At 60.3% G+C, this 13221-nt stretch carries 7 protein-coding genes, 1 tRNA gene and 2 pseudogenes; 1 reads left to right on the top strand and 9 read right to left on the bottom strand.

Features of this window, described 5'->3' with window-relative positions; all coding sequences use genetic code 11:
- Positions 1-31: 31 nt before the first annotated feature.
- Together ACUXVE_RS02480 and ubiA are read right to left on the bottom strand one after the other, a co-directional pair.
- Positions 32-1456: a short-chain fatty acid transporter gene (locus ACUXVE_RS02480; RefSeq protein ID WP_445513745.1), complete on the bottom strand. Its 1425-nt coding sequence runs from the start codon at positions 1454-1456 to the stop codon at positions 32-34.
- A 175-nt stretch (positions 1457-1631) separates the two neighbouring features.
- A complete protein-coding gene (gene ubiA, locus ACUXVE_RS02475) occupies positions 1632-2525 on the bottom strand; it encodes a 4-hydroxybenzoate octaprenyltransferase (RefSeq protein ID WP_025877458.1) in 894 nt (297 codons plus the stop codon).
- 149 nt (positions 2526-2674) lie between these two features.
- Here ubiA and ACUXVE_RS02470 point away from each other — a divergent pair.
- Positions 2675-2751 (top strand) — tRNA-Arg (locus ACUXVE_RS02470).
- 359 nt (positions 2752-3110) lie between these two features.
- Here the strand turns inward: ACUXVE_RS02470 and ACUXVE_RS02465 are convergent.
- The 7 genes and pseudogenes from ACUXVE_RS02465 to ACUXVE_RS02435 all read right to left on the bottom strand — a co-directional run bounded on the left by ACUXVE_RS02465 (position 3111) and on the right by ACUXVE_RS02435 (position 13106).
- Complete coding sequence (locus tag ACUXVE_RS02465; protein WP_445513744.1) at positions 3111-3584, bottom strand: hypothetical protein; 474 nt, start codon at positions 3582-3584, stop codon at positions 3111-3113.
- Between the two features lie 1314 nt (positions 3585-4898).
- Positions 4899-5683, bottom strand: a pseudogene (locus ACUXVE_RS02460) (RHS repeat-associated core domain-containing protein); the annotation flags it as partial.
- Between the two features lie 39 nt (positions 5684-5722).
- A complete protein-coding gene (locus tag ACUXVE_RS02455) occupies positions 5723-6196 on the bottom strand; it encodes a tetratricopeptide repeat protein (protein WP_089237573.1) in 474 nt (157 codons plus the stop codon).
- A gap of 146 nt (positions 6197-6342) precedes the next feature.
- On the bottom strand, positions 6343-6744 hold the full coding sequence (locus tag ACUXVE_RS02450) for a hypothetical protein (protein ID WP_279208227.1): 402 nt from the start codon (positions 6742-6744) through the stop codon (positions 6343-6345).
- Between the two features lie 455 nt (positions 6745-7199).
- Positions 7200-7957: pseudogene (locus ACUXVE_RS02445) on the bottom strand (RHS repeat-associated core domain-containing protein); the annotation flags it as partial.
- A gap of 68 nt (positions 7958-8025) precedes the next feature.
- The gene (locus ACUXVE_RS02440; protein ID WP_222388189.1) at positions 8026-8358 is read right to left on the bottom strand and encodes a hypothetical protein; all 333 of its coding nucleotides are present in this window, start codon (positions 8356-8358) and stop codon (positions 8026-8028) included.
- Positions 8355-13106: a polymorphic toxin type 37 domain-containing protein gene (locus ACUXVE_RS02435; RefSeq protein WP_445513743.1), complete on the bottom strand. Its 4752-nt coding sequence runs from the start codon at positions 13104-13106 to the stop codon at positions 8355-8357. The genes ACUXVE_RS02440 and ACUXVE_RS02435 overlap by 4 nt, the downstream gene beginning before the upstream one ends.
- Between the last annotated feature and the right edge of the window lie 115 nt (positions 13107-13221).

The following is a 13221-nucleotide window of genomic DNA, read 5'->3' as shown; positions in this document are numbered from 1 at the left end:
GGCTCTGGCCCCACATGACCCCGTGCTTGCGCTACGGCATCACCGGCGGCACGTAGGCCAGGGTCATGCCCAGCAGCCACAGCAACCCCAGCACCAGCGGGATGTGCACCAGCAGCTGGATGAACGTGAAGCCGACGATGTCTCGGGCCTTCAGGCCGAGCACGCCCAGCAGTGGCAGCATCCAGAACGGATTGATCAGGTTCGGCAGCGCTTCGGCCGCGTTGTAGACCTGCACCGCCCAGCCCAGGTGCGCCTTCAGCTCGTTCGCGGCCTGCATCACGTAGGGCGCTTCGATGATCCACTTGCCGCCACCGGACGGTACGAAGAAGCCCAGCACCGCCGAGTACACGCCCATCACCAGCGCGAACGTATCGGTGCTGGCCACGTGCACGAACAGGCTCGACAGACGGTGCGCCAGCGTCTCACCGTCGCCACCGGCAGCGTGGGTGAGGATCATCGCGATGCCGCCGTACAGCGGGAACTGGATCAGCACACCGGTGGTGCTCGGTACCGCCTTGGCCACCGCGTTGAGGAAGCTGCGCGGGCGCCAGTGCAGCAGCAGGCCCAGCGAGATGAACATGAAGTTGTAGGTGTTGAGGTTGGCGATCGCGCTGACCAGCGGCTTGTTGGCGAACTCGTTGAACAGCCAGCCGAAGGCCAGCAGCGAAAGCAGCACGGTCAACAACGGGCTGTACTCCAGCCATTCGCCCGGGCGGGTGCGGCGCTGCAGCGGCTCCGGTTCGGCCTGCGCCGCGCCGGGGAAATCTTCGGCGGTACGCGCACTGCCGGCGGCCGGCGCGGTCAGCCAGGCGATCAGCAGCGAGACCACGATCAACACCGAGGTCAGCGCGATCGACTGCCACAGGAAGATGGTTTCGGTGAACGGCAGCACGCCGGTGATCTCCACCAGCCCCGGCGGCATGCTGGCCGGGTTGGCCTGCAGCTGTGCCGCCGACGAACTCAGGCCCATCGCCCACACCGCGCCCAGGCCCAGGTAGGCCGAGGCACCGGCAGCCCGATAGTCCATGCGCAGCTCGGTGCGGCTGGCCAGCGCGCGCACCAGCAGGCCGCCGAACACCAGCGAGAAGCCCCAGCTGAGCAGCGAGGCCAGCATGCTGACCAGGCCGACGTACACCACGGCACCACGACCGGTGCGTGGTACCCGGGCCAGGTAGTCGATGAAGCGCGCGACCACCGGTGCGGTGGCTACCGCATAACCACCGATAACCACGAAGGCCATCTGCATGGTGAAGGGAATCAGGCTCCAGAAGCCGTCGCCGAAGGCGCTGGCGGTGGCCTGCGGAGTGGCGCCGAAGCCCATCGCCGCCAGCGCGACGATGACCACGCCGAGCACCGCGAATACATACGCATCGGGGAACCACTTTTCCGCCCAGGCGGCCGAGCGCAGCGCGGCGCGCGCCATCCAGCCGTCCTGTACTGCTGCCGTCGAGGCCATCACCTACCCTCCCAGGTTCGATGGCCTGATTCTGGGCGGTGGGGTACGAGCTGTCAGCCACCTATTGGTCGTAGGTGGCCGCCCGCCGGGCATGGCCCGGCGCTACCAGTTCGGCCGAGGATTCCGACCCGTGCACATGGCGCGGGGTAGCGCCGGGCCATGCCCGGCCGCCTTCTCAACGCAGCGCCAGATCCACGGCGATACCGGCAAACAGCGCGGCACCCACCCAGTTGTTGTGCAGGAAGGCCTTGAAGCACGGCCCACGCTCGCGGTTGCGGCAGATCCAGAACTCGTACACCACCAGCAGCGTCGCCACCGCTACGCCGGCCAGGTAGTACCCACCCAGCCCGCCGCGCACGCCCACCAGCGCCATCGTGGCCAGGAACAGCGCGTACAGCACGCCCTGGATGACCAGGTCCAGGTCGCCGAACAGGATCGCAGTGGAATGCGAACCCATCTTCAGGTCGTCTTCGCGGTCGACCATGGCGTACCAGGTGTCGTAGGCGGTGGACCACAGGATGTTGCCGGCATACAGCAGCCAGCCCAGCATCGGCACCTCGCCCTGCACGGCGGCGAAGGCCATCGGGATGCCCCAGCCGAAGGACATGCCCAGGTAGACCTGCGGCAGATGGGTGTAGCGCTTCAGGTAGGGATAGCTGGCCGCCAGGAACACGCCGATGAAGCTCAGGGCGATGGTCAGGCCGTTCAGGGTCAGCACCAGGCCGAAGGCCACCAGCATCAGCACCGCGAACAGCACCAGCGCCGCCCGGCCGCTGATTGCGCCGGTCGCCAGCGGTCGCGCCTTGGTGCGCTCTACGTGCGGGTCGAGCCAGCGGTCGGCGTAGTCGTTGATGACGCAACCGGCCGAGCGGGTCAGCCAGACGCCAGCGGTGAACACGAACAGGGTCCACAGCGGCGGCAGGCCGCCAGCGGCCAGCCACAACGCCCACCAGGTGGGCCACAGCAGCAGCAGCGTGCCGATCGGGCGATCGGCGCGCATCAGGGACCAGTAATGCCGCCAACGCGGCGTCGGCGCCGGATGCGGCGCGGAAAGGGGGGTATCAGCCATGACACTAGGATACTCCTGTGCCTTCGGACCGACTTTGCCGGCGGGGGGAGATTTGTGCGGCGAAACTGGATAGAATGCCCATCCCGCACCGCCTCATTGCGTTGCGATGCCCGCCCCGGCCCTGGCCGACGGCGCGGCGGTTCCACCACGCGCTCGTAGCTCAGCCGGATAGAGTAGTGGCTTCCGAAGCCATTGGTCGGGGGTTCGAATCCCTCCGGGCGCGCCATCTTCCCTCAGTCTTCCGTCCTCGCCTGCCACCACGGCATGGCGCGCTGGTCGTGGGTTCATTCGGCTTCCCGATCCCCCGCTGCGGCTCCGTTGCGCTGAGCTGGAAGGGAACCGAGCGGTAGGCGCAGCCCTGCGCGTCGCGGACGATGATCGAGAATTCCTCCCCAGCGCTGGTCGCGCCGGGCAGAAACGCGCCGTCGCGGTCGAACAGCACCGTCACCGGTTCGCCGGGCACGATGCACGTCCTGCTTGATCATGCTGCAGATCCTCCATTGATGTTCCGCGTGCCGCTTGCTGGATGACCCGGCAGCGGCGGCGAGGCACCTGCACACTGCCGCTGCTCGACTCTTCAGCGCACTACAGCGCCGCCGAGCATCTGCCGAACACGTTGGCGGGCTTCTCCCGCAGGCTCACTGCAACCACCCGGTGCTTCTGCTCGCCGCAGCCCCCCATGACCCCATACATGATGAGAAGTCCCTTGTCGTTGACGTAGCCGATGAACCTGCCATTACCTTCATCTGAAGCGGTCCTGACGAGATAGACGCTCTCCCCGGGGGCTGGCTTCAGGCCACTCAACGGCATTGAACCAATCTTTCCTTCAACCTCTGATGCCGATACTGCGACCAGTGAGTTCTTCAACATCCACTCCGCAATAGCGGCTTCGCTATCCGCATCAAGCGTGGAAATGCGGTCAAGCGGCAGATTCGTTGAATTGCCAGGCAAGATCGCATCGGATGAAACATCTACCCAGTCCGACCTCCATTCCGTGTGTTGAAATTTGTTGATGCTGCACCCGCCCAGCATTGGCAAGACCAGCAGCGCTGCGCGCAAGATGCCAGCCACCGGCCCTTTGATGATGTCCCTTGCTGGGGCACCTGGAATCTTCCTACTCCTGCCGCGCCACTCCCAATTCTCCACATCGGACGTCACTGTGGGCCGGCCCGCCAGTTCAAGGCCAAGATGCCGAATGATCAACAGACGGCCCTCGTCAACTGAAAAAGAAGGTTATGCCGTGCCCCCACTTTGCGCGCGCCTAACACACGGCGGTACCAATGGATTTCACTGCGTCTGAACCTGGCCCAAAGGGCAGACGCATCGCCTTTGTGCGAGCAAAAATCCTATGGACTCAACACAAGCCATTGAGGCCTCGCTTCAGAAACAATCGACACCACCTTCTCGATGAAGTCCACCGGCTGTTCGTCCAGCGTGCCACCGACATTGAGCCGCCACCATAACTCACGAAGGAATGGCCGCCGGTACCTCGACTCGAAACTCCAACCATCTTCGAGGACAACTTTGAAAATTCCATGGAAAAAACCCCGCGACCAAGAGATCGTCGGAACTGAGAAGCCATCCCCCATCAACTTCCCATCTATCATCAAGATGAGATTTCGATAATAGTCTGGCGCACCATGCGCCTCATCGAATTCACATGACAAGTAAGCCATTGGAACAAAGGCAGCATTAAACCGCCCTTGACCAACGACTCCTCGCACAGGATTCACGTTGGCATCAGCGCTAACTCGGGAGACAAGTAGGGTGCCGTCTGGGGTGATTTTTGCAGTTCTCACCCTGCCAACATGCCAATAGTCTAGAAGGCATATGCTTCCACCAGATGCCATCGTCAAACAATTAGTTGCAGCCACAGTCCCTCCCTGCCGCATTTGCAGTGCTGTTTGCCGCTTTAGCCGCTCCGCCGCCGACCAATCCAGCAGTCCAAGGAAGACTCGTATTCCCGGATCGAGCAATGGCACGTGCGGCATCGCCACCATTCTTCACCAATATTTCCTGGGCTCCCGGATAACCAAACCTGCCACTGACCGCTGGCAGCAGCGTGTCCATTGGCCGCCCCCGATAGTACGATTTCAAGGCATTCCTCGCTGCCACTGTCTGTTCCAAAGACAGCCCGGCTTTAGGGAGCTGTCCAACTTTGTATACATAACTGACCCTTCCCACGGGCACCGCCAATCCGGCAGCTATCCCTGTCCACTCTGCCGCCTGATAGATGGTCGAGCATTTGTCCACACTACCGATATTGGCCCAGTCTCTGAAGTCAGAAGTCAGACCTCCACTTATACCGTCTCCCAGCCCGGCAGCGCCGTCAACCAGCCAATCTGGCAGATTGGGCAGGTCAGCTGCATTGAACAATCCCAATGGATCATTGGCACCCAGTGGATTGGAGCTCACGTAGGTAAACGTACTGATCCCACCATCAAGACCAATCGGATCAGTCTGCGAATACCGCCCCACCGCCGGCTCGTACTCCCGCTGGTAGTTGTAGAACAACCCACTCGCGTTCGTCGCCTGCTGTCCCGGGAAGCGCAGCGCTAGGTCAAACACCACGCCATCCCCATCGGGATCATTGGCCGGTACTTGATCGCCAAACACCTCACTCTTGTTGCTCCACTCCCAGATCGCAACATCACGCAACGGGTCGATCACTACGCGCGGTGTCCCCAGGTGATCGGGTTGGATGTACGCCAGCTCCGGCACGCCCGAGGCTGGTGTCTGGATCAACGCCACCGGGTAGTTGTCCAGCCAGATCGCCTGTTGCTGCGCTTGCCCGGTCGTCGAGTAGTTGCCGACCCACTGCCCGGCTTCGTCATAGACAGTGATCTGCGCATCGCCACTGGCTGGCGCACGCAGCACGCGCTCACCGCGGTGGTTGTAGCCGTAACTCTCCACGACAGCAGCATCCTGCTTCACCGCACTCATGCGATTGGCATCGTTGTAGGCGAACGTCTTGCTGCCAATGCTGGTGGTGTTGCCTGCGGCATCCTGGTTGCGCGCAGCTCCATCCACGGCAATCAGGCGATGGCTGTCAGCCGGATAGGTGTAGCTTGCCGTCCAGGCCGAGGTGGTCAGTGAGGTGGGTAGCCATAGGTTTCGATCGGTGTGCCGGTAGTACAGTCCTGGGGCTTGGTCAGTTGCCGCGGTGCACCACGGATATCGCTGAACATCATAGGACGCTAGCTGCCTCGCATCTTCTTCAAGAACTCAGCAGCAGTCTCATCTCCCTTCTCAGCTGAGAGCATGATCCACGAGATCGCTTCGTCATGCTTGCTATCCACACCTATTCCATGGAAAAGCGCCAACCCATACTCATACATTGCGGGAGGATATCCAGCATTCGCCGCCAGCTTAAAGTACTGGGCCGCTTCCACGGCATCTACATTCACAAAGTCTCCGAATTGCAGATAGCAGCCGAGCCTATATTGCGCGGGGGCATACCCTTTCGCTGCTGAGAGTTCAACCTCAGCCAAGCTTCTTAACTCGAACTCATCGATGCTTTCCTGAGGGCGACTAAAGGTCGAAGAAAGAAATATTGCTTCTGCGGAGCCCACCTCAGCGGCACTACGAATCAGTGATGCAGCACCAGCCATGTCTCCGGAATCCAGAAGAACTGAGAAGTCTTCCGAAAGTGCTGTAGGCAAATTACCCATGTGGGATGATCCCCTCTCCGGCGAGGCTTGTACACCTACACTGAATGTGGCGGGCCGACTTGGCACTCAATTTATCCTTCGCGCCTTTCAAGGAACGACTCTGTATTGACACACTGATTATAAAACTGCCACCAAATTGGCACCTCCTACTCCGCGTAATACTCCACTGAAAGATCGATGCACATCTCTTTCATTGTTGAAATACAGTCCAAATCCAGCTCAAAGCCTGACCGCCCCTTGAAAAAGACACCGACATACAGCGTCACTGACCCTCCAGTTTCAACCAGACCCACAAAAAAATCAGCATTCTTCTTTAAATCGGCAAGCACTTGTGCAATTTCATCAACGAAATATCCTTCTTTTTCCGCAATATCGATCACTACCATCGTCTCACGATACTTACCGCCCAGTTCATTTCCGAGCGGACTGCGACGAGGTTCGCCGACGGTATGACCAACGCACGCATTGAGGCCAATCCTATTGATAATTTCTTCATGCGGCGCGCTTGGATGAAGCAACCTAAGCGAGATCGAAAATCGATCACTCATCGCCCCCTCCCTCTGCCACTGGGCAGATGCTCATCGTACCTCCCGTGATCTTCCGCCATTCCACCCTCTCCATGAGTCCAGATATTTCCATCGGAATCGATTCCAGTCCAATCCGGCGGGCCTGCTCCAACACTCTTCTTTATCTTGTGAACATCATCACTCGAAAGCCCATACTTACCCTTGACTTCGTCGATACCTCTCGTATTGGAAGGGCACCCATCCGGCTTTCCGCCTCTATCACTTTTTTTCTTGCTGAACTGAAGAAGCGGCTGATTGATCAGCCCACTGAGTAACATAGCTGAGCTTGTAAAGATCCCGATAGGGGAGTAGTCGGCGTGCGGATACAAGCTACTACCACCTGACGATCCACCATAGTTTGGCATATCCGGATTCCAATTCTGGGAATCAGCGTTCCCATCACTGAATCCGGGGGGAGGAATTGGAATTGCTCGCGTGATGCTTGATTGGAGGCCGAAGGTGTCCGACAGGGAGGTAGGTCTACCTGTTACATATGCAAAGGTACTGATCCCACCATCAAGACTAATCGGATCACTCTGCGAGTACCGACCCACCGCCGGGTCATACTCCCGTTGGTAGTTGTAGAACAACCCACTAGCATCGGTCGCCTGCTGCCCCGGGAAGCGCAGTGCCAGATCAAACACCACGCCATCACCATCGGGGTCATTGGCCGGTGCCTGATCGCCAAACACCTCGCTCTTGTTACTCCACTCCCAGATCGCGACATCGCGCACGGGGTCGATCACCACACGCGGCGTACCCAGGTGATCGGGCTGGATGTACGCCAGCTCCGGCACGCCCGAGGCTGGTGTCTGGATCAACGCCACCGGGTAGTTGTCCAGCCAGATCGCCTGCTGCTGCGCTTGCGCGGTCGCCGAGTAGTTGCCAACCCACTGCCCGGCTTCGTCATAGACCGTGACCTGCGCATCGCCACTGGCTGGCGCACGCAGCACGCGCTCACCGCGGTGGTTGTAACCGTAACTCTCCACCACAGCATCGCCCTGCTTCACCGCACTCATGCGGTTGGCATCGTTGTAGGCAAACGTCTTGCCGCCAATGCTGGTGGTATTGCCTGCGGCATCCTGGTTGCGCGCCTGACCATCCACGGCAATCAGTCGATGGCTGTCAGCCGGATAGGAAAGCTGGCGGTCCCGGCCGAGGTGGTCAGCGAGGCACAGTTGCCAATAGCGGTATAACCAGAGGAGACCGCCACATGAACGGCACAGGCATCTCTCCGGATTTTAGCAAACACCCCAACCGCTATTATTTTTTATCACTACTCAAATTCGATGAAGGCTGAAAGACCTTTCTATACCAGAATGCACTTCGACGCCTGAACCAACTGGCGAATTCTTCACAGTCAAAAACTCGCAATTGCCGCATTGACACACGATATCGCTGGAACAGCGCGAGCAGTTCCCGCAAGGCATCAGAATCAACCTTTGATGAGTCTACCGTGATTTCAATAACCATCCCTCTACCCGTAACATCAATTACAAATGGCATTTTTTCAAGCCATTCAAAAAAAAATCTCTCATCAACCATCGAGTAAAAAACAACTCGCTCCGCATTAAGAACAACTTCGCGCTTAATCATCGACGCAACCCTCCCGGATAAACATTTATATATCCACCACCTTTCAGCTGTACGTCCCAATGTGGCCCACCATGGGCATCATTGGGCGCCTCTGTCCTTGGCCCCGTCGGAATCCAAACATTTCCAGAACCATCCTGCCACCCGTATCCTCTGCCGTTCGGTGCCTTGACCCATTTTGGCCCTCTTTTTCCGGGGCAGTATCCTTCAGTATCACCGGGCAGACCCGGAGCTTTCGCGCCGACCGGATCGCGGGCATCCTTAGGCTCCTTGCTTGCGACAATATTAATTCCAATTGGAATAGCTGGGAACAATGTTTCAATCGCAATGAGCCCTGACGCCAAGAATTCGCCTGGATAGAGCATCGGCCCCTGATCCTGAGCGATGTACCCAAGGTCAGGATGGTAATAACCTTCGTTAGAAGGAAAGTAGACGGGTGACTGCGCGCCTTGCATTGCTGCTTGGCGGGCTGCAGCGGATTGAAGGCCAAGTGCGTCAAGATCGCTGACGGGACGCGCTAAAGCGTATGCAAATGTACTGATTCCTCCCGTCAACCCAATCGGATCACTCTGCGAGTACCGCCCCACCGCCGGCTCGTACTCCCGCTGGTAGTTGTAGAACAACCCACTCGCGTTCGTCGCCTGCTGGCCCGGGAAGCGCAGTGCCAGCTCAAACAGCACGCCATCCCCGTCGGGGTCATTGGCCGGTGCCTGTTCGCCAAACACCTCACTCTTGTTGCTCCACTCCCAGATCGCGACATCGCGCACAGGGTCGATCACCACACGCGGCGTACCCAGGTGATCGGGCTGGATGTAGGCCAACTCCGGCACGCCTGCAGTTGGTGTCTGGATCAGCGCCACCGGGTAGTTGTCCAGCCAGATCGCCTGTTGCTGCGCTTGCCCGGTCGCCGAGTAGTTGCCGACCCACTGCCCGGCTTCGTCATAGACAGTGACCTGCGCATCGTCACTGGCTGGCGCACGCAACACGCGCTCACCGCGGTGGTTGTAGCCGTAACTCTCCACGACAGCAGCATCCTGCTTCACCGCACTCATGCGATTGGCATCGTTGTAGGCGAACGTCTTGCTGCCAATGCTGGTGGTGTTGCCTGCGGCATCCTGGTTGCGCGCCTGACCATCCACGGCAATCAGGCGATGGCTGTCCGCTGGATAGGTGTAGCTTGCGGTCCCCGCCGACGTGGTCAGCGAGGTGCGGTTGCCGGTCGCGTCGTAGCCATAGGTTTCAATCGGCGTGCCCGTCGCACCGTCTTGGGTCTGGGTCAGACGGCCGAGCGTGTCGTAGGCGTATTTGGCCAGCACCTCGGAACCTGCACCGCTCTTCAGCTCGGTGATCGAGCCGACGGGATCGTAGCCGTAGCCCAGTGAAAGGCCGCCTGCCGCAGGGTCATGCACCGCCTGCGGCCGGTAGTCCAGATCCAGCGGGCGCTGCAGCTGGCGTCCATTGCCATAGGTCCAGCCGGTCGCCGGCCCGAAGGCGGCGTAGGTCACGTTGTTGACCACCACCTGCCGGGTCTGTCCCGGGCGAGTCAGGCCAATCTGGCTGATCCGCCCCTGGGTGTCCCGCGCATAGTCGGCCACGCTGCCGTCCGGGTAGGTCAACGCGGTCAGGCGACCGGACTTGCTGTAGGCATAGCGCAGCGTGCTGGCTACACCATTGATCGTCTGCACCTTGCGGGTGACCTGGCCGAAGCGGTCATGGCAGTACACGGTGCTGCCATTGGCGTGCAGCACCTGGCCCAGGCGACCCTTGGCGAAATGCTCGTCGCTGGCACATACCGCTGGTGCGGTGTCGTAGTGATAGCCCACGTCCAGGTTGGGATCCGGATAGGCAATGCCGACCAGTCGATTGAGCGCGTCGTAGCTGTAGGTGGCCGTCACGCCGCGCGCATCAGTGCGAGTCTTGCGGTTGCCAGCGGCGTCAACAGTGAAAGTAGTGTTCCCGCTGTCCGGGCTGACCTGTCCGGTCAGATCACCAAAGCCGTTATAGGCGTAGGTGGTGTGCAGGCCCTTGGGATCGATTACCTGGGTGACCTGATCCAGCGCGTTGTACTGGCTGCGGATTTCCGCAGCAACACCGCCCACGTCCTGCAGGGACTGCGCCAGCCGGTTCAACGGATCGTACTGCTGGTTCGTCACCCGCTGCAGGGCATCGGTGACCGACTGCGGATTGCCATTGGCGTCGTAGGCAAAGCCGGTGGCGTTGTTGCCGGCATCCTTCAGCGCGGTCAGCTGCCCGAGGGTGTTGTAGACACGGGCCAGCGTGCGGCGCAGCGTACCCCCTGCATCGACCGTGTTTTCCTGCAGACGGTTGCCGGCGTTGTCCAAGGTGTAGTGAATGGTGTTGCCCGCACTGTCGGCAATGTCCGTGAGCCGCTGGGCGGCGTCGTAGACATAGGTGACGCTGCTGCCGTCGGGCTCGGTGACCTGCTGCACCTGGCCGGTGGGCCAGTAGCTCAGCTGGGTACTGCGATCTTCGGCAGTGGTGGCGCCACGCACGGTGACCGACGTCGGCCAGCCACGTGGATGATAGGTGTAGTCGGTCACCACGCCATTGGCATCACGCACAGACGAAGGGCGCCCGAAGGCATCGTAGGCGAGGGTCTCGACGGTATGGCCCAACGCACTGGTGACGCTGCGCAGATCGCCCTTGCGGAACGCACAGGCGCCGTTGGTCGCACACCCCGCATCGTCGGCGGTGTACCAGGCATAGGTCACGGTATCGACCACGTCTGTGCGTGGACCGTCGATGCTTTTCAGCAGGCCCACCTGCGGACAGTCCGGACCTTCGGCTTCACAATAGTTCTGCGTGGTCACGCGGGTCTGGTTGGTCGTGATATCGCGCACGGTGACGCTGGTCGGCTGCAGGCGCGCGTTGCGGACAATGCGGGTTTCCTGGTTGCCGACCATCTGCTGCACGAGGCGATTACTGTCGAGCGCGACACGCGTCTCGCTGATGCGTTGCTCGGGGGTACCCGCCGCTTCCGTCGTCGTTGTCACGGCTACTGCACCGGCGGTCGGGTCGCTGGCCTCGGTATAGGCGTACTGGGTAACCACGCCGCGTCGGTCGGTCGAGGACTGCAGACGACGGCGGAAATCCGTTCCCTCGGGCAGATAGCTACGACCGGCCGTGCCCCTGCTGTCGGTGATGCCGTTGACTTTACGCGGCAGCACGCTGCTTCCACTCGACGTCAGCCCATAGGTACTCGCCTCACCCAATGCATCGGTCACAACAACCGGGCCGGCGGCCGTATAGTCCAGACGAATTCCATCAACACCGACATCCATCCTAGTGCAGTCACCGGAATGCCGGCTGCAGACGACGCGTCCCTTACCGTCATAGGCATACCAGCTGTAGCGGCGATTGTCCTCAGCGGTGATTCCCGTGAGATACGCAGGGAAGCGAGCATCCTCATAGTGATAGCTTCGGGACGCGCCGTCGGCATACGTTGCCTTCGACAGCTCACCTGCGAGCGTATATGCATACGCGACCACAACCTGCCCTGACAGTCGGAGCGCCGAAATCAGGGAATCATTGCCAGGAGCGGAGTACTCGACCTGCAGTTGACGACCGTTGGAATGAGAGATCGCGAGCAATCGCTGCTGCGCGTCATAGGTGTAGGATAGCCAAGTACCGTCCTCGAAGTCGCGGCGCTCCATCAGCCCAGAGGCACTGAACGTGATGCGTTCCTGCGAGCGTGAGAGCAGCCAGCCACTTCCCTGCTGGACTACGCGTTCGCCGCTGCCATCATTGGATTCGTAGTACGCGCCGTACTTGGCAAAAGCAGCTTGAGTGCCATCTTCGCTCAGCAACCCGACCTTCAGCTCCGTTCCAGGCGGGAAAGTACTGCTGTCAACACCTAGTGTAAGGCGCAGATTGTGAGAATGCGTCCAACCTGTACCCAACGCTCCACCCGGCGTACTGGTCAACGAATGGTAGTGCCGACGGAAGCTGATCCAGCCCAGATCAAAATCCGGTTCGGGTTGGGTTTTGTCGCCCGTGGTTGGATCGCAAGGATTACCCGGTTTGTCGCACTGCTTGGGGACAGGAGAACTCACGTACTTGCGCATCATGGACAACGTGCCGGTATCCAGCGATGGCGGCATCGCACACATACCCTTGGCCGCCTGCCAAGTCATGATGGTGCTATTGGTGTTCGGGCATTTGACTTCACGCTGGCGCTGAAGATAGCGGGTTCCGCCTATCGGCATACAGGTTGAAGTACTCGGGTCGAGATAGTAGAAGTCAACGGTAGCTCCACCTTGCTCGCCGGTGTTGCTGCCGTCCGCACCTGCACCCGCGCCGCCACCGGGAATTCCCTCCCAGTGTTCACCTATTGCCACCTGGGTGACAGGGCAGGAAGGATCCTGAGGAACTTCCGCTTTCAGAGCTGCGACCAGCTCTTCAGGGGAGTTGTATTCGCTGGATCGATACCGGTACACCCAGTCGGTCTTGATCAGCTTGGCAGGCTTGATCGCATAGTCATAGATCACCTTACCGGGGAGCGATGCAACACCGCGCACCTCCCAACTGAACGCACCATACTGCTGATAACGCTCATATTGAGCCTCCACATCACGCTGTGCCAGCTTCTCGGTCGCGCGCTTTTGACTCCCCGGCGCCAATGCAAGCCATTCCTTTTTCACCTCCTGCGCCTGCACCGCAGTGGTACCCATGCACCCCAGCGCGGCCATCGCCAGCACTGCGCACGACAGATCCTTCAATCGCTTCAACATCCCTGTTCTCCTTCCTGGGCGGTTACCGCACCGGGAGGAACGAAGGCGCTCGGGCAGCCATTGCCCTTTCCCGCCCTGCTTCGGATCGTCCCTGTTCCGGATTGCGGCGTGGCCG

It is taken from the genome of Stenotrophomonas sp. 3(2025), from assembly GCF_052665395.1.
The sequence above is the reverse complement of the archived record's forward strand: the minus strand, read 5'-3'. Positions and strand labels throughout refer to the sequence as shown.

Coding starts and splice junctions, on each gene's coding strand:
- ACUXVE_RS02480 (WP_445513745.1), bottom strand. CDS start 1,456: ATGGCCTCGACGGCAGCAGTACAGGACGGCTGGATGGCGCGCGCCGCG.
- ubiA (WP_025877458.1), bottom strand. CDS start 2,525: ATGGCTGATACCCCCCTTTCCGCGCCGCATCCGGCGCCGACGCCGCGT.
- ACUXVE_RS02455 (WP_089237573.1), bottom strand. CDS start 6,196: ATGGGTAATTTGCCTACAGCACTTTCGGAAGACTTCTCAGTTCTTCTG.
- ACUXVE_RS02450 (WP_279208227.1), bottom strand. CDS start 6,744: ATGAGTGATCGATTTTCGATCTCGCTTAGGTTGCTTCATCCAAGCGCG.
- ACUXVE_RS02440 (WP_222388189.1), bottom strand. CDS start 8,358: ATGATTAAGCGCGAAGTTGTTCTTAATGCGGAGCGAGTTGTTTTTTAC.
- ACUXVE_RS02435 (WP_445513743.1), bottom strand. CDS start 13,106: ATGTTGAAGCGATTGAAGGATCTGTCGTGCGCAGTGCTGGCGATGGCC.